This is a genomic window from Rhizobium cauense (assembly GCF_019511525.1).
In the GTDB taxonomy this organism is placed as follows: domain Bacteria; phylum Pseudomonadota; class Alphaproteobacteria; order Rhizobiales; family Rhizobiaceae; genus Rhizobium; species Rhizobium cauense.
Map to the genome: position 1 here is coordinate 160,374 of NZ_JAEUAT010000010.1, position 19,306 is coordinate 179,679.

Annotated in this window: 5 protein-coding genes; 4 read left to right on the top strand and 1 reads right to left on the bottom strand. The window is 60.7% G+C overall.

The features are described 5' to 3' along the window. Positions 1-318 precede the first annotated feature (318 nt). Positions 319-13,320, top strand: coding sequence for a VCBS domain-containing protein (locus JNB88_RS19820; RefSeq protein WP_220356930.1), 13,002 nt, complete (start codon positions 319-321; stop codon positions 13,318-13,320). Positions 13,321-13,392: 72 nt separating this feature from the next. On the opposite strand, the gene JNB88_RS19825 is transcribed toward JNB88_RS19820, so the two are convergent. Then, the gene (locus JNB88_RS19825; RefSeq protein ID WP_223217261.1) at positions 13,393-14,016 is read right to left on the bottom strand and encodes a GGDEF domain-containing protein; all 624 of its coding nucleotides are present in this window, start codon (positions 14,014-14,016) and stop codon (positions 13,393-13,395) included. Between the two features lie 453 nt (positions 14,017-14,469). Between JNB88_RS19825 and JNB88_RS19830 the strand changes: the two genes are divergently transcribed. From JNB88_RS19830 to JNB88_RS19840, 3 genes are read left to right on the top strand one after another with little or no spacing between them, the layout of a single operon-like run. Continuing rightward, positions 14,470-15,831 (top strand): TolC family outer membrane protein, encoded by a 1,362-nt coding sequence (locus JNB88_RS19830; RefSeq protein WP_037137774.1) that lies wholly within the window; start codon positions 14,470-14,472, stop codon positions 15,829-15,831. Between the two features lie 19 nt (positions 15,832-15,850). Further along, positions 15,851-18,010, top strand: coding sequence for a type I secretion system permease/ATPase (locus JNB88_RS19835; protein ID WP_220356932.1), 2,160 nt, complete (start codon positions 15,851-15,853; stop codon positions 18,008-18,010). Beyond that, positions 18,010-19,305: an HlyD family type I secretion periplasmic adaptor subunit gene (locus JNB88_RS19840; protein WP_220356933.1), complete on the top strand. Its 1,296-nt coding sequence runs from the start codon at positions 18,010-18,012 to the stop codon at positions 19,303-19,305. The genes JNB88_RS19835 and JNB88_RS19840 overlap by 1 nt, the downstream gene beginning before the upstream one ends. The last annotated feature ends 1 nt before the right edge of the window (position 19,306 follow it).

The window sequence follows — 19,306 nt, forward strand, 5'->3', positions numbered from 1 at the left end:
CCCATATGCTCCTTTCAGCTTCGCCGTGAGACGGTGGCCGCCATCTCGCGGCGAAGCTGTGTTCGGGCTCGGGTGGCGTGACGTGTCGAATCGAGGGCCTGGAAATACCCTGCTGGCAACGCCCAAGGTGCGTTTGTATTTCATTAATTTTATTAGAATTTTAGCAGTTCAAACCACGCTAGGGGCTCCGCTGTTAACTCTTCCTCAAACATTTTTGGGTGGATGCATAACCGGCTATGTCTGAAGCCGCCGCAAGTATTGATTTTGGTTCTTCCGCGTAATTGATTGACCCTAGTTTCACATTGGGGTTGTTTTGTTATGTCTATCGAAGATCCGCGCATTTCCGCTACTGCAAGCGAAAACGTCTCGCACGACTTCCGCCAGGACATTCATGAAGACGCAAGTATTGAGGCTTCCGCTCGTCAGGGCGTAGAGGTCGCGCAGGCCGAAAATAGCCAGCAGCCTGACAAGAGCGACCGCGTGCCGGCGGCTCAGCAGGTGGTCGCTGCCAACGCCAATCCGACCGAAATCGTCCCGGATCAGAACAACGTCGCCCATCTTCCGGCTGACGTCGCGATCGACGACATCCGCGTCGAGGGCAATAATCTCGTGCTCGTTCAGGCCGACGGCACGGAAATCGTCATCGTCAACGGCGCTCTGCATGTGCCGACCTTCCTGCTCGGCGAAGTCGAACTGCCGCAGCAGGCGGTCATCGCCGCTCTCGAACAGAGCAACATCAACGTCGCGGCTGGTCCTGATGGCTCCTACACGGCAAGTGCCGGCACCCCGAGCTCAGGCGCGGAATTCCAGGACGCGATCCAGCCGGATCCGAACGATCCGCTGCAGCTTGCCCAACTGCTGGCCGACACACAGCAGCCCGATCCAGGCCTCGGCGAACGCCGCGAACTGTTCGATGACCAGCCGACCATTTTTGCAGACCGGACGACAAACCTCAGCCTGACGGAAACGGAAGGCGAGGAGGGCGGCTTCGAAACACAGTCGATGAGCGGCACGTTCGGCTTCGATGGTGGCGCAAATGTCGGTCAGATCACTGCCGTCCAGTTCGTCGATTCGCTCAACATGAACGAAGGAACGAACACCGGTTCTCACGTCGATCTGACGTCCGATGGCAAGCCCGTCGTCATCACGGTGAATGGCCTGACGATCACCGGCAGCGTCGACGGTCAACCTGTCTTCGTGCTGACCGTTACCAACACGGCAACCGGCGCCTTCACCTTCACGCAATTCGCCCCGCTCGATCATCCGGATAAGGGCGAGGCGGGCCTGGACGACATTTTGCGCCTGCAGTTCAGCTACACCGTTACCGACAAGGACGGCGACGCGGTCACGGGCATTGCCTCGGTCGACATCAACGACGGTGGTCCGTCGATCGGTGACGCAGTCAGCCCGAGCACGATCGACGAGTCGGACCTGCTTTCCGGTGAAGGCAGCAATGCAAGCGTTGAGAACGTCTCCCTCGGCATTCATTGGGGTGCCGACGCGGGCGAGCATCGTGACCTGACCTTCTCGAATGTTCAGGATCAGCTTAGCGGCCTGAAGTCGGATGGTCAGACCGTTCAGTTTGAAATCTCCGCAGACGGTCACACGCTCACCGGCTTCGTAGGCGAGGGCGAAGGCCGCACCGAAGTCTTCGTCGTCACGCTCGATCCGAAGGCCGCAAATGGCGCCTACAGCTTCACGCTGCTGCAGCCGCTCGACCATCCGCAGAACTCCGAAACCGGCAACACGCAGCTCGGCCTGAGCTTCAATTTCGTCGCGAGCGACGCCGACGGCGATACGGCGAACGGCTCGTTTGCGGTCGATGTCAACGACGACGTGCCGACGGCAACTGGTACCGGGGCTACGGTCACAGAGGCCGCTGGGGCACAAGGCGCGTTCATTCCGCAAACGGCGACTGGAAATCTTGACTTCCATCAGGGCGCCGACGGCGCCCAAGTGACGAACATCACTTACCGCTTCGACACCGCGGTCATGGAAATGCCGGAGAAGGAGGGCGAGGAAATCGAGTTCCACGCGCTGACCTCCAACGGCAACCAGATTGTTGTCACGACGTCAGTCGACGGACTGACGGTGACCGGCAAGGTCGGTGACGTCACAATCTTCACCCTGCACGTCACGGACCCCAAGACCGGCGCCTACACCTTCACGCAGACCGGCCCGATCGACCATCCGGACAAGAACGACACCGGTGCCTCCGACACCCTGCGCATGGTCTTCGACTTTACGGTGACGGATGGCGACGGCGATAAGACCGCCTGGGATAAAGGCACCTTGACGATCGACGTCCGCGACGACGGTCCGACTGCCTCCTTCTCGAATACGGTAACGGTTACAGAGGCGGCGACGAACGCTGGCGCCTTCGCCGAGCAGACGGCCAATGGCACGCTCGTCTTCAAGCCGGGTGCCGACGGTGCGGAGGTGACGAACATCGCCTACCGCTTTGGCACCTCGATCATGGAAATGGGGGAGAAGGAAGGCGAGAGCATCGAGTTTCACACGCTGACCTCCAACGGCAAGCAGATTGTTGTCACGACGTCAGTCGACGGCCTGACGGTGACCGGCAAGGTCGGTGATGTCACGATCTTCACCCTGCACGTGACGGACGCCAAGACCGGCGCCTATACCTTTACGCAGACCGGCCCGATCGATCATCCCGACAAGAATGAGGCTGGTGCATCGGATTCGCTGCGCATGGTCTTCGATTTTACCGTCACCGATGGCGACGGCGATACCGCCACCAACGCGGTGCAGGTCGATATCCGCGACGACGCTCCGACGACGACGCAGGCGGACCGTTACATCACCGTCAGCGAGGGTGACATCAACGGCGCAACGCCGGACACGGGTTCCAAGAGCTTCACGATCGACTATGGTGCTGACGGCGCCGGCAAGACAACCTTCACCGGCAAGGTTCACCTCGATATCGGCGGCGGCCTGGCCGGCAATGTCGATTTCACGCTCTCCGGTCCTGGTGCGACCTACACGTCGCCGCTGACCTCGCATGGTCAGCCGGTCATCTTCACGCTGTCGGCAGATGGCACGAAGATCATCGGTTACGTCGGCGACATCACTCATCCCGTTATCGAGCTCTCCGCAAACGGCACGACCGTGACCGCGCAGCTCTACCAGACGGTCGATCACATCGCACTCGCCGACGGATCGACGATCAAGGACAACATTCGCGTCGATGCCACCCTGTCCTTCAAGGACAGCGACGGCGATACGGTCAACAGCATCATCCGTGTCAACGTGGCTGATGCCGGCCCGACGATCACTGGCACTGCGCAGCAGGTCAACCTGCTCGCCAACGGCGATTTCCGCAGCGCCACCTGGCATCCCGAGGGCTGGGACAACGGCGGCTGGGCCGGTTCGGCTACCGCCGACATCGGCTGGAAGGTCGCAGGAACGGGCACTGTTCAGCTCGAGCGCGTCAGCAGCGGTTATCAGGGCGTCTCCACCAGCAATGGTGCCCCCATGGTCGACATGGGTTCCTCGCCCGGCAACACGACGATTTCGCAGGACATCACCGGTCTGAATGCCGGCGATAGCTACACCCTCAAGTTCGACTATGGCGCGCCGGTCCCGGCCAGTGCGCGTCTAGAAGTCTTCTGGAACGGTGTCAGCCTCGGCGTCTACGATCCGGCCAAGCTGATGACGACGGAGTCCATCACCGTAAAGGCGAACGGGGGTACGAATACGCTCACCTTCCAGGAGATCGGGGATGGTAACGACAACCATGGTACCTATCTCGCCAATGTCAGCCTGACGCATGGCAGCCAGGTTCCGGTTTTCACCGAATCGGCCGGCGAAGATGCCAAGGACATTTCATTCGAGCTTGCGGCGGGTCATCAGTTTACCTACGGCCCGGATGGTGCAGGCAAGGTAGTGCTCGGCACAGCAACGGTTGCCACGGCGTCGGGCATCGCCCTGACGCTTGATCCGTCATCCTACAGCTATCAGGACGGCAAGCTGGTCATCAAGCCCGGCTCGTTCGAGGTGCTGAACGCCGGCGAAATCGCCACCGTCACCATCCCCTTCACGGTGACTGACTCCGACGGTACCAGCAAGACCGGCTACTACCAGATCCAGATAACCGGCGCTAATGATGTGGCCTCGATCGCCGGCAACCACCTGAGCACCGTTCAGGAAGATGGCACGCTTCACGCAATGGGAACGCTCAAGGTCACCGACATCGACAGCGGTGAGGCGCATTTCCAGACGCCGACTACGGCGTCCCTGTCTGGCGCCTACGGCACATTTACCTTCGATCCGGCAAACGGCCAGTGGAGCTACAACCTCGACAATGGCAAGGCGCAGGAACTCCGCCAGGGACAGACGGTCAACGAGACGCTGACAGTCTTTTCCGCCGATGGCACGGCATCGCAGACGATCACTGTGGCCGTCAAAGGTGTAAACGACACGCCGGTCGCCGTTGTTGACACCAACACGGCAACGGAAGCCGGCGTCGGCACGTCAGGCGATTGGCTTGCGCAGGGCAATGTCCTGACCAACGATACCGATGCTGACGCGGGCGACACGAAGACCGTCATCGGCGTCGTCGATGCTGAAAACCACCACGGAGTTTCCGGCTTCGGCGGTTTCGCCATTGAGGGCAAGTATGGCTACCTGGTCCTCGGTTCCGACGGCAAGTATCTCTACACCCTGAATAATTTCGATGCCGATACGCAGGCATTGAAGCAGGATGCGGTCGTGACCGAAGTCTTCACCTACACGATGAAGGATGCCTCGGGCGCAACCTCGTCGGCAACGCTGACGATCAGCATCACCGGCACCAACGATGCACCGATCGCCTGGGCTGATGTCAGCAAGAGCGTCGTCATCGAGGACGGCGTGCTCGCCGGCCACGCAAATGCAACGGGCAACGTTCTGTCGAACGATACCGATATCGACAGCGACGGCAACCTCAAGCAGGTCGTCGGCATCGCATCGGGCGCCAAGTTCGGTTCGGTGTCCGGAGGCGTGGACACGGCTGTTGTCGGAAAATACGGTTCGATCACCCTCGATAAGGACGGCAACTGGACCTATACGCTCAACAACAGCGATCCTGACACCGAGGCGCTGAAGAAGGGCGAGATCGCCAAGGACGTCTTCACCTACACGATGACCGATGCCCACGGCGCAACGTCGACCACGACGCTGACGATCGAGATCAAGGGCGCCAACGACGCGCCGACGATCACCGCAGGTCCGGTTTCCAACGAACTGACGGAGCAGGGCACGGGCGTTCCTGGGACGGCCACCGCAACGGTCAAGCTGGCGATCGGCGACGTCGATGATGACGACAAGGCCAGCTACAACACGGCGGGCTGGACGCCGAAGGGCAACAACACTTACGCCATGGAGACGGCTCACGGCACAGTCACGCTCAATACCAAGTCGGGCGAAATGACCTTTGTGCTCAGCCAGAGCAAGTCCGACTCGCTCAACATCAACGATACCGTCACCGACTCCGTCACCGTCACCGTCAAGGACCAGAACGGCGCTTCGGCGTCGAAGACGGTCGATTTCACCATCCGCGGTTCCAACGACGCAGCCGTGATCACCGGCAAGGCCGCTGACACGGTTACCGAAGCGGGCGGTGCCAACAATGCGCAGCCGGGAACCCCGACGGTCGCGGGCGAGCTGCATGCGACCGATGTCGACAACAGCGCTGCTTTCGACGTCAAGACGAATGTTGCCACGACCTACGGTCACTTCAGCATCACCGCTGGTGGCGCGTGGACCTACACGCTCGACAACAGCAACGGAGACGTGCAGAAGCTCAATACGAGCAGCACGCCGCTGCATGACCTCATCACCGTCACTACTGCTGACGGAACGACGAAGGTCATCGACATCACCATCAACGGCGCCAACGATGCCGCCGTGCTCTCCAGTGCCACCCGCAATCTGGAGGAAACAAACAGCGTCCTGACCGCCAGTGGAAAGCTGACGATCACCGATGTCGACAGCCCGGAGACGTTCAAGACTGAAACCGTCAGCGGCCAATACGGCAGCCTGACGATCAAGGCGGACGGCACCTGGAATTACACCGCGAGCTCTGCCCATAACGAATTCGTCAAAGGCACTGTTTACAGCGACGTCTTCACGGTCACCTCGGACGATGGGACGAAGACGTCGGTTACCATCAACATCACCGGCACCAACGACGCCCCTGTTATCACCAGCGGCGAGACGGCCAGCGTTGCTGAAAACACCAAGTTCGTGATGGCGCTCACCTCCACCGACCCGGATGGCGGCACCGTGACCTATTCGGTCGTCGATGGTAAGGACAAGAGCCTGTTTACTGTTGTCGATGGCAATCTCGTCTTCAAGACGGCGCCAGACTACGAGAACCCGAACCACCCGAACTGGTTAGACCACAGCAACACCTACGAAGTCGTGGTCAAGGCTGACGACGGCAAGGGCGGTTTCGACTATCAGACCATCAAGGTCAGCGTCACCAACGTCAACGAAGCGCCGGTTCTGTCTCCTGAAACCCGTGCCGTCACGTACGAGGAAAACGACAGCGGCGTCCGCCTGCTCTTCAACGCCACGCTCAGCGATCCCGACTTCCCGTCGAACTTCGATGGCGGCTCCATCAAGGTCGAGCTCGGCGGCGCGGTTGCGGGCGACAAGCTCATTCTGGCAAATGACGGCTTTGTCCGCCTGTCCGGCTCAAACGTGCAGGTTTGGCATTTGAGCGGCTGGCAGACGGTCGGCACCATCAACGGCATCGGCAGCACCTCGCTGACGATCTCGCTGAACGACCATGCGGACCGTGCTGACGTCGAGACGGTGCTTCGCAGCCTGTCCTTCACCTCGACCTCCGACGATCCGACCTCGGCTGATCGCACCGCCACCATCACCTTCAACGATGGCGGCAACGACGGCAGCGGCCCGTCCCTGTCGGACGCCTCGACGATCACCATCCATGTCGATCCATGCAATGACGATCCGGTCATTACCTCGAATGACGGCGGCTCTTCGGCGAATATCTCGGTCAGCGAGAACCAGACGGCTGTAACGAAGGTGACTTCGGACGATCGTGATGGTGGCGCGCCAGTCTATTCGATCAAGCAGACGTGGGGCACGGACTACAACAAATTCGTGATCGACCCGAAGACCGGAGTGCTGTCCTTCAAGACCACGCCGGACTATGAAAACCCGCAGGACGGCAATCACAACAACAAGTATGTCGTCGATGTCCAGGTTTCGGACGGACACGGCGGCTATGACGTCCAGACGCTCACTGTCACCGTCACCGACGTCAACGAAGCGCCGGTTCTGACCCCGGACTCTGCGGCGATCACCTTCACCGAGAACACGGCCGCGATGCAGCTGATGTCCGGCGCGAAGCTGACTGATCCGGATCAGCCTTCGAATTTCGGTGGCGGCACGATCACGGTCTCGCTCGGAGAAACGGCTGTCGCCGGCGACCAGCTGTCGCTGGTCAACGCAAACGGTGTCACCATCTCGAACAACGTCATCAAGGTCGGCAACGACAGCGTCGGAACAGTATCCGGCTATGGTTCGACCTCGTTGACGATCACGCTGAACAGCAACGCCAATCCGAGCGAAGTCGAGGCGATCCTCAAGGCGCTCGCATATAGGTCGACGTCCGAAAACCCGACCGGCGCCGATCGCGTCGCTACGATCACCTTCAACGACGGCGGCCACGACGGCAGCGGCGGTCCGCTTTCCGACACCTCGCACATCACGATTCATGTGACGCCGATCAACGATGCACCCGAGACGAACGCGGCATCCGGCAGTGGAAACGAGGATGCGTCCTCGATCTCGGTGGCCCTGTCGGGCAGCGACATCGACGGCTCGGTCGTATCCTACAAGATCACGGACCTGCCTGCGAACGGCAAGCTTTACAGCGACGCCGGCCTGACGCATGCGATTGCCGCCGGTGACACGGTGAGCGGTTCGACGGTCTACTTCGTGCCGAATGCGAACTACAACGGCACGGTGACCTTCCAGTATGCGGCGGTCGACAACAACGGCCTTGCGGACGCCAGCCCGGCGACGGCGACAATCACGGTGGCCTCGATCAACGATCCGGCGGTCCTGACGCCGGTCAACGTTAACCTGACGGAAACCGACGCGGCGCTGAGCACGTCCGGTCAGCTGTCGATCAGCGATATCGACAGCCCGGCGACCTTCGTGGCGCAGACGGGCGTTGCCGGCTCGAACGGCTACGGCAAGTTCACGATCACCGCGGTCGGCGCCTGGACCTACGTGGCCAACACGGCGCACAACGAGTTCGTCGACGGCCAGCACTACACCGACAGCGTGACGGTGACGTCCGCCGACGGCACGACGACGACGGTGACGGTCGACATTCTCGGCACCAATGACGCGCCTGAGACCAACGCGGCTTCCGGCAATGGAAACGAGGATGCGGCTTCGATCTCGGTGGCTCTGTCGGGTGGCGACGTCGACGGCTCTGTGGCGTCCTATAAAATCACCGACCTTCCGGCGAACGGCAAACTCTACAGCGATGCCGATCTGACGACCGAACTTCATGCCGGCGACACTGTGAGCGGCTCGACGGTCTATTTCCGTCCCGATGCAAACTACAGCGGTGCGGCGAGCTTCCACTACGCGGCCGTGGACAACAACGGACTGGCAGACAGCACGTCGGCGACGGCAACAATCAATATCACGCCGGTCAACGACGCACCCGTCATCACCTCTAACGGTGGTGGCGATACGGCGGTTGTCTCGATCGACGAAAACGCGACGGCTGTGACGACCGTTACGGCGACCGACGTCGATACCGCGGCGGCCAACCTCGTCTATTCGATCGTCGGCGGCGACGACCAGAGCCTGTTCAAGATCGACAGCGCCACTGGTGTTCTGAGCTTCAAGGATGCGCCGGATTTCGAGCATCCGCTCGATAACGGCAGCAACAACGTCTACAACGTCGTCGTTCGCGTATCCGACGGCGACAAGTTTGACACCCAGACGATCAACGTCACGGTGAAGGATCTCCAGGAGAACGTTGCGCCCGTCCTGACTTTGTCGAACAGCGCCTATGTCCTCGATCAGTTCAACCAGAATGCCTACAACGGCAACGATGGTACCGCGAACTGGAAGACGGACTGGATCGAATACGGTGAAGGCGGCGGCAATGCTGCGACCACCGGCGATGTCCGGGTAAGTAACGGAGCTCTCATTCTCACTGATACGGATGCAGAAATCGACACCTTCGGCGATTTCGTCCAGCGCACGGTTGACCTAACAGGCGCTACCCAGGCAACGCTGACCTTCGACTACAAGCGGGACAGCATGGAGTACGGCGACGCCATCCATGTGCAGGTGAAGGACAGCGACGGCAACTGGGTGGAAATAGCTACCGTCAAGGGCGAGGGCAATGATGCGGGCTACACGACCGTAAGCGTCAACCTCTCGTCCTACATCTCGTCCTCGACCACGATCCGCTTCTACGCGAATGACGACATCGATGATGGCGACAAGGTCTTCATCGACAACGTCAAGATCGAATACACAACGACGCCGACCTTCGTCGAAGGCGGCTCGGCCGTCGCGGTTGTCAGCAACGCCGCGATTGCCGATGCCGATGCGAACATGAGCTCGGCCACTGTCAAGCTGACCAACGGCCAGACAGGCGACGTCCTTTCGATCGCCGGCCAGTCGACCAGCACCGGCACGATCGGCGGTATCACCTACAACATCAGCGGCGACACCGTGACCTTCACCGGTTCGGCGACCAAGGCTGCTTACGAAGCCGCCATCGAAGCCGTCCGCTTTGCCAACAGCTCGGAAAACCCGAACGGCGCCGACCGTACCTTCCAGGTTGTCGTCAACGATGGCCTGAGCTCGAACGTCGCGACGACGATCGTCCATGTGACGGGTGTCAACGATGCGCCGGTCAACACGGTCCCCGCTTCCGCGGTTACCGCGGCGGAAGAGACCAGCACTGCGATCACCGGCCTTTCCGTCTCCGATGTCGACGCCGGCTCCTCGACGCTGACGACGACGCTCTCGGTAACGCATGGCACGCTGACGCTTGCCGCACTTGGCGGTGCATCCGCCATCGGTAGCGGAACCGGCACGGTAACGCTGAGCGGCACGCTTGATCAGATCAATGCGACGCTTGCCGGCAACAACGTCTCCTACAAGGGCGATCTGAACTACAGCGGTTCCGACACGCTGACGATGACGACCAGCGATGGCGGCAATACGGGCACGGGCGGCGTCAAGATCGACACCGATACCGTCTCGATCACGGTGACGCCGGTCAACGATGCTCCGGTCAATACCGTTCCGGTTGCGACGGTCGCTGCGACAGAGGATCTGGCCAAGGCGATCACCGGCCTGTCGGTGACCGACGTCGATGCCGGCTCCTCGATCGTCACGACGACGCTTTCGGTCCTGCATGGCACGTTGACGCTCGGCGGCGTCTCTGGCGGCGCGTCGATCACCGGCAGCGGCACTGGTACCGTGACGCTCAGCGGCACCATCGCCCAGATCAATGCGTCGCTCGCCGGCAGCAACGTCTCCTACAAGGGCGAGCTGAACTACAACGGCGCCGACACGCTGACGATGACGACAGACGACGGCGGCCACAATGGCGCCGGCGGTGCCAAGACCGATACCGACACGGTGTCGATCTCGATTAGCGCGGTCAATGACGCTCCGGTGGTCTCGAACCTGGTCATCACTGAAAGCGGCATCAACTTCACGCTTACGGATCCGGACAGCTCCAGCTTCACGCTTGCTTCGCCGTTCGCCACCGCATTCGGCAGCAACCCCGGCCTCCATGTCGGCGACAACACCCTGACGCCGACGGCACAGGCCAGTGTTGTCAGCGGCACGCTGACAGTCAGCGATGGAGCTGCGCCCGGTGGCGTCGTCAATGTTATCCTCGGTAGCAACAACGACAACAACGGCAGTTCGCTGAAGGCATCCGACACTCCGACGGCCATCTACGGCTTCGGCGGAAAAGATACCCTGACGGGCGGCTCCGGCGCGGACTGGCTGTTTGGCGGCGACGGCGACGACACGCTCGACGGCAACGGCGGTGCGGATACGATGTCTGGCGGCGCGGGCAACGATAAGTTCGAGCTGGCCAGTGGCGATTGGGTCGCCGGTGAATCGATCGATGGCGGATCGGGCACCGACACGATCTCGCTGACGGGCCAACAGACTGTCGACTTCACGACTGGCACGATCAGCAATGTCGAAACGCTGACCGGCAGTTCGAACGGTGACACCGTCACGATGTCGGCTTCGCAGTTCCTCGGCTTCTCGGCCATCAATCTCGGCAATGGCAGCGACTCGCTGACCGTAAGCCTGAGCGCTACGACGGATCTCTCTGCCTCCGCACCGACGATCACGAGCGTCGAAACGCTGAAGATCACCGGATCGGCCGGCGACGACAACCTGACCATCAGTGCCCAGCAGTATGCGGCCTTTGGCAGCATCGACCTCAAGGGTGGCAACGATACGCTGACGGTCAATGTTGCCGGGACCAGCGATCTCTCGGGTGCTGCCGCGCTTGCCGGCGTTGAAACCGCCAAGCTGGTCGGTTCGACCGGCAACGATACTGTTACGGTCAGCAATACGCTCTCCGGCTTCAGCTCGATCGACCTCGGCGGCGGCAGCGGCGATGCGCTGAAGATTGCCGGTGGCTTCACCGACAGCAATGACGCCCAACTTGCCCGTGTCGAGAATGTGGTGATGGCAAGCTCGGGTACCCTGAACCTGTCGCATCAGTCCGAAGGCTTTACCATCACCGGCACATCCGGCGTCGATACGATTACCGGCGGTTCTGGTGACGACAAGATCACCGGAGGTGCGGATGGCGACATACTGACAGGCGGAGCAGGTCGCGATACGTTCGTGATCGTGGCAGGCGATTCCACGCCCGAAACCGCACCGGGGACTGGCTTCTTCTCCTGGGTAAACAATGAAAACGGCACCATCAGCGGTTACGACAAGATCACGGATTGGGGAGCCGGTGGCACTGCCGACAAGCTGGACTTCTCTTTGGCTCCGGTTAAGGCCCTTGGTTCTGTGAACGGTTCAGACTCTGCGCTGACAATCGGCTACGACACCGTCGAGTCCCACAGTGTCAATACCACTACTGGAATGACCACTTTCTATGGCGCCGACAACTTCACTCAAACCTTGTCGGTGGCGACGACTTCGGGCTTGGCCGCCGTCGTCCAATATCTCATGGCGAGTGATATCGGCGATGCGGGCGCAACCCTTGCCTTCACCGGAATGGGCCACACCTACGTGTATCAGCAGACCGGCGCAGGTGCTGGCGGTTCGCTGGTTGAGCTCACCGGCGTCACCCTTACCAACATCTATGCGAGCATGGGTTCGGCGACTTCCAATGCCATCGACCCGATCATCCTCGACCTCGACCACAACGGCATCGCACTGACCCAGCTCGACCAGGGCGTCCAGTTCGACATCAATGCCGACGGTCACAAGGATCAGATCGCCTGGACGGCAGGTACGGATGGCATCCTGGCGTACGATGTGGATGGCAACGGCAAGATCGACAACGGCAGCGAGATATTCTCGCCGCACTTTGCCGGTGGAACCTATGTCGATGGTCTGGCAGCGCTTTCGACACTCGACAGCAACCATGACGGCAAGATCGATGCGGCCGATGAGGCCTTCTCGAAGCTCACCGTCTGGCAGGACCTGAACCACAACGGCATTACCGACAGCGGCGAACTGTCGAGCCTGGCGGATCATTCGATCAGCAGCATCTCGCTCGATGCCAACGTCTCGAACTCGGAGATCAACGGCCAGTCGATCCTCGCCGACGGCAGCTACACTCTGACGGACGGCTCGACCGGCCACTTCGTCGAGGTTGCCTTCGATACGACGCTCGGCGGCAGCGAGAACGGCAGCGCCTACTCGCTGATCGGTAGCGACGGCGACGACACCCTATCGGGCAACGGCGGCATGTATACGATCTCGGGCGGGGCAGGGGCCGACACCTTCGTCCTCGACACCGATGCGCTTGCTGATGTCAAGCTCGCCGATGTCATCACCGACTTCAAGGCGAGCGAGGGCGATACGCTCGACGTCTCGAAGCTCCTCGACAGCCTGCTCGGCCACGAGGCAAGCGAGGCGGAAGCGCTGGCCAGCGTCAAGACAACGGTATCGGGTGCCGACACCGTGGTCAGCGTCAACGCCAATGGTGGCTGGCACGATGTGGCGGTTCTCCAGAATGTCACGGAAGCGGTGAAGATCCTCTACGACGACAAGCACGACACGACGACGGCACCGCACGCCGGCTGATCGTGGTGCGAACCAAAAAAGAAAGGCGCCTCTCGGGGCGCCTTTTCTTCGTTCCGGGTTTTGATGGTTCGCTCAGGCCGCTGGCAGCCTGGACATCGGAACCGCCTCTTCGCTCTCGCCGCCGCGCTGCATGGCCATTTCATCGGCCAGCTGGCGGATGTGGTTGAAATCGGTCTGTCCCTCGAAGACCGCGCCGCCGAGACGGATGCCGATCGTCATTGGCGTGCCTTCGGCCGAGAAGGAAGCTTCCGCGACGCGCCGGCGGATACGGGTGCCGACGTCCTGGGCGTTCTCGACGCTTGCGCCCGGGAGAAACACCCCGAGCTCGTTGGTTGCAAGGCGTGCCACCAGATCGCCCTTTCTGACGGAAGACTGGATGATTGCGGCAAGCGACTGCATGACGGTGTCGGCCCATTGCGGACCGTAGCTGCGGCTGATCTCGTCGAGCGTGTCGATGACCACGGCGATCATCACGCCGCCGGCGTCGGTGGCGATTCGCCTGCGCCGGTCGATATAGTGCTCGACGGCCGCGGCAAAGGCCGTGCCGTTCAGCGTCTTCGTGACCGCGTCGTGGCGCGCAGTATAGTTAACGGTTTCCTGCAGCTTTTTGAGCTCGCCAACCTTCAGCTGCAAGATCAGAAGCAGCGGAAATGCAACAAAAAGCGAAATTACGCCGGCGCCGGCAAATCCTACCAAAAATGGTCTATCCGGCATCAGAAGGTTTAAGATAAGTAAAACGCCGACGGATCCAGCCGCGTAGCAGACAGCACCGAGGGTGGCTATCCGAAGAGCTGAAGCGATTGTGGCGGAAGAGTAACGCTGGCTGAAATTCATCGCGGTTCGTGTCCGTTTGAAGTAATGCCAGATAAGCAGGTCCGGGGAAAGTCCGCGTTAAAAAATCCTGTAAAATTCTTGCTTTAGGCGGTTGTTCAGGCGATTAACCGTCTTGGCAGTAATGCTTTAGACTACAATTGGAATGTGGAAAGATTGGTGTTACTTGTTTGCTAAAGAAGGACTTTGGTATACGGGTTTCGCCGGGTGAATCTTGGATGTTGAGGGGCATCGAACTTGTTTAAGGGCAAAAGAATTTTCGCAGCATTGTCTGCAACGGTTGCTTTCAGTTTTGCGTTTTATGCTGATGCCAATGCAATGTCCTTGCAGCAGGCAATAGAAAAGACCATGAAAACGAACCCGCAGATCTTGCAGGCCGCGAAGAATAGAGAAGCGGTCGAGTTTGAATTGCGTCAGGCTCGCGGTTTATACTTGCCATCCGTAGATCTGGAGAGCGGAGTCGGGCGCCGTCGGCTGTCGAACGAAAGCTCTGGTTCGCTTCGGGACGATCATGACTATCTCTCGCCTAGCGATGTTGGTCTGACGATCTCTCAGACGCTTTATGATGGTGGCAGCCGTCGGGCTCAGGTCGAGCAGCAGGCATCGCGCGTCGATGGCGCCTCCTTTCGGGTTCTCGAACGTTCCGAGTCGCTCGCCCTTGAAGTGACGCAGGACTATCTGGAATATGTTCTCCAGAACCAGATTGTTGCCGCCGCCAAGCAGAACGTTGCTTTCCACACGCAGATGGTCGGCGATATCGACGAGAGCATCAAGGGTGGCGCGCTGACGGATGCTGACCGCCTCCAGGGCAGCGAGCGCCTGCAGGCCGCCAAGGCACGCCTGCGTGAAGCGCTTGAGGAGCTCGAGCAGACAAAGATCCGCTTCCTCCAGGTCGTCGGCGAGCCGATTACCAACGCGCAGACACCGCCGTCGGTCGGCAAGTATGTTCCGAAGACGCTGAACGATGCGGTCTTCGTCGCCACCAAGAACAGCCCGCGCATCTATTCGGCCAACGCCGACGTCGATGCAGCCGATGCCGGCGTTCGCGGCGCGCGCGCCAACTATATGCCGAAGGTCAACCTTGAAGGCACCGCCCGTGTCGGCGACGACATCGATGGCGACGAAGGCAACACCAACGACTACCAGGTCCGGGTCGTTGCCCGCTGGAATCTCTATCGCGGCGGCATCGATGTCGCACGCGAGCAGGAGCAGATCCGTCGTGCCGGCGAGCAGCGCTACAATCTCGCGCAGGTGCAGCGCGAAGTCGGGGAGTCGGTTCGCTCGGCATGGAACGAGCGCGTCAGCCGCGGCGAGCTTTCCGGTATCCTCAACAAGCAGGCCTCGATCAACAACCAGCTCGTCGGCTCCTACCGCGAGCAGTTCAAGGTCGGCCAGCGCTCGCTGCTCGATGTGCTCGATGCGCAGAACACGAAGTTCAACACACAGGTTCTCGCTGACACGGCGCGTGTTGCCTCGCAGTTTGCCGAGTACAAGATCCTGGCGGCCTCGGGCAATCTGCTTCAGACGATGAAGCTGAAGCCGGTCGAGCAGTCCAAACCTTATGCGCGGGAAGAGTTTGTTGTCCCCGCGGGCGTCGCGAATCCCGGATATGTCGAGCTTGATTCACATCAGAAAGCCGGCATGCCCCTGGACCTCCTAGCGCCAATTCGACAGCAGTAGTCGACATGGCCATGGAACGATGCTGAACGTAGCGCTCGAGACTTCCAGCAGCACACCGCTGCAGACATTCAAAGCCGCATTCAAATCCGTGGCTGCGTTCTATGGCCGACCAAGCTCCGACACGGTCCTCTTCTCCGGTCTTCCGGATGAAGTGACCGAGTCGCTTGAGGTCGATGATGTCGAGCGCATGGCCGAGCGCATCGGCCTGCAGGTGATCAAGCATCAGGAGCGCGAATGCCGCCAGGGCAATTTCGATTGTCCGGCGATCGTCGCGTTTGCGGATGGCAGCGTGTTGCCTGTGCTCGAGGTCGCCGAGGACGGTTCCTACGTCACGGATATCGTGCCGATCGCCGGCAACGCGATCCGTCTGACACGGGAAGAATTCCTGGCGCTGAAGCCGCAACTGGCATTCGCCTTCACGCTCTATTACCAGAACGCCTCGGAAGAGGCGCTGGTCGGCAATGCCGTCGAGATCGAGAAGCGTCATTGGCTGGCGACGACGCTGGCGCCGTACTGGCGCACCTATGTCCGCGTCATGGTCGCAGCGCTCTTTATCAACCTCATTGCGCTCGGTTCGCCGCTTTTCACGATGAACGTCTATGACCGGGTGCTGCCAAATAAGGCGATCCCGACGCTCTGGGTCTTGGCCGCCGGCATCTCGCTCGCCTATGTCTTCGACTTCCTCTTGAAGACCGCGCGCTCGTCGCTCATCGATTATGCCGGGCGCAAGGCGGATCTGCGCCTGTCGCAACTCCTGTTCGACAAGGTGCTCAACTCGACGCTCGCCTCGCGGCCGATGTCGACAGGCGAATACGCCAACCGCGTCACACAGTATGAATTCGTTCGCGAATTCTTCACGTCGAACACGATCGGCGTGCTGATCGACAGCCTGTTCGTCTTCATCTTTCTGGCAGTCATTTATCTGATTGCGGGCTGGCTTGTGGTTATCCCGGCCGTGGCATTCGTGCTGTCTGTCATCATCGGCCTCTATGCACAGGCAGCGATCGGCAAGCGCATGGCAACTGCCGCCAACGAAGCCTCGCGCCGTCAATCCTTGCTCGTTGAGACCATTTCGACCATCGAAACGCTGAAGAGCTTGCGTGCCGAAGCGACGATGCTGCGCCGCTGGCAGGAACTCACCAAATATTCGAGCCGCACCAGCGAAGACATCAAGCACATCTCGACGAACGCCATCAACATGACGATGTTCATCCAGCAGATGGTGAGCGTCCTGATCGTGATCGCCGGCACCTACGAATTCTCCGAAGGCCGCATTGCCATGGGCGCGATTGTCGCAACCGTCATGCTGGCAAGCCGCGCCGGCGCACCGCTCGGCCAGATCGCCATGACGCTGGCTCGCTTCCGTCAGGCAACCATGTCGCTTCGCATTCTCGACAAGATCATGGAGCAGCCGGACGATCGCCCGTCGACTGTCGGCTTCGTTAACCGCGAGATCACCCGCGGCGCCTTCAGCTTCCAGGATGTGTCCTTCCAGTATCCGGGCTCTGACTATCCCGTCATCAACAAGCTGTCGTTTACGGTGCAGCCGGGCGAGCGCATCGGCATTATCGGCCGCATTGGCTCCGGCAAGACGACGCTTGGCCGCCTGCTCGACGGGCTCTTTACTCCCTCGGGCGGGCGTGTGCTGATCGACGGCGTCGATATCCGGCAATACCACATGGCGGAGGTTCGCTCAGCGGTCGCCGTGGCCGGCCAGTCGTCCGATCTGTTCTCGGGAACAGTCAAGGAAAACCTGTTGATCGGGCGCGCCGATGCGACCGATGAGGAGCTTCTCGAAGTCGCCCGCATGACCGGCGTCGACGAGTTTGTCGGCAACCATCCTCGTGGCTTCGACATGCCGGTCGGGGAGCGCGGCACCAACCTTTCGAGCGGCCAGAAGCAGGCGTTGACGATTGCGCGCCTGCTGCTCACGAAACCGAAGATCGTATTTCTGGACGAGCCTTCGGGCGCAATGGATCTGGCGACCGAGCGCAACCTGATTTCGCGCCTGTCGAAGGCGATCGGCCGCGACACCACGCTTCTGATCGCCACCCATCGATACAGCATGCTCGAGCTCGTCGACCGCCTGATCGTCATCGACAAGGGGCGGATCATTGCCGATGGTCCGAAGAATGCGGTCATCGAGGCCATGCAGCGCAAACCGGCGGGGGCGCAGTGATGAGCCTCAGCAATCGCCACGACAATCCTCCACTTCTCGCCCGTGGCATTCTCGCCTTGGTGGCTCTGGTCATTGCGAGCTTCGTAGCCTGGGCGGCAATCGCTGATATCAACGAGATCGCCCGCGGCGAGGGCAAGGTCATTCCCGTCTCGAAGACGCAGATCATCCAGTCTTCCGAACCTGGCGTCGTCCAGCAGATCGCCGTCACGCTGGGCCAAGTCGTTCGCAAGGGCCAGCTGCTCGTTCAGCTCGACAATACGACGACCGCATCCACGCTCGGTGAATCCGTTGCGAAGGCGCGGGCGCTCGGCGCCAAGGTTGCGCGCCTGAAACTGGAAGAGGCCGGCCAATACGATGTCGCGTTCGTTTGCCCCGAAGAAATCATGTCGGTCGCAAAGGAAGTGTGCGCCAACGAGCAGCAACTTTTCGCCGCTGATCGGGCGAGTTACCAGAATAAGCTCGGCGTCCTGCAGGAGCGTGTTCGCCAGCGCGAGAACGAACTGAGCGAAGCGCATGCGAACATCGATCGCCTTGAGCAGAACATCGACGGCGCACAGCGCCAGTACGACCTGCTGTACCCGCTGGCACAGAAGAAGCTGGTCGCCCAGACCGATGTCTTGAAGACCGAGCGCGACCTCACCGACCAGCAGGGTCAACTCAAGGTCTACCAGGAAAGCATCGACCGCCTGCAGGCCGCCGTGCAGGAGGCCAAGTTGCAGCTCGGTGATCTTGCCCTTGAGCTGCGCCAGCAGGCCCTGACCGACAAGGCGCAGGCACTGGCCGAGCTTTCGGTCGTCGACGAGACCATCCGCGGCGCCTCCGACCGCGTCAAGCGCACCGATATCCGCTCGCCGGTTGATGGCATCGTCAACACACTCGAGGTCAACACGATCGGCGCTTATGTCGATCCGGGCCGCGTCATCGCCGGTATCGTGCCGACCGCCGACACGCTGTTGGTCGAAGCGAAAATTTCGCCGCGCGACGTCGCGTTCGTGCGCCGCGGCCAGCCTGCTGTCGTCAAGATCACCGCCTACGATTTCTCGATTTTCGGCGGCCTCGAAGGCATCGTCGAGAACATCTCGGCAGACAGTCTCGTGGAGAAGGAAAAGGGCGAGACCTACTATCTGGTGCAGGTGAAGACCGACAAATCCGCCCTGGAGCGCGACGGCAAGTCCTATCCGATCATCCCCGGCATGGTTGCCTCGGTCGAGATCATGACCGGCAACAAGACGGTGCTCAGCTACCTGATGAAGCCAATCAACAAGGCGCGCAGCGAAGCGCTGACGGAGCGATAGG

What these genes read in the sequence shown, in the direction of transcription:
- JNB88_RS19820 (WP_220356930.1), top strand. Translation starts at nt 319, where the DNA reads ATGTCTATCGAAGATCCGCGCATTTCCGCTACTGCAAGCGAAAACGTC.
- JNB88_RS19830 (WP_037137774.1), top strand. Translation starts at nt 14,470, where the DNA reads ATGTCCTTGCAGCAGGCAATAGAAAAGACCATGAAAACGAACCCGCAG.
- JNB88_RS19835 (WP_220356932.1), top strand. Translation starts at nt 15,851, where the DNA reads ATGCTGAACGTAGCGCTCGAGACTTCCAGCAGCACACCGCTGCAGACA.
- JNB88_RS19840 (WP_220356933.1), top strand. Translation starts at nt 18,010, where the DNA reads ATGAGCCTCAGCAATCGCCACGACAATCCTCCACTTCTCGCCCGTGGC.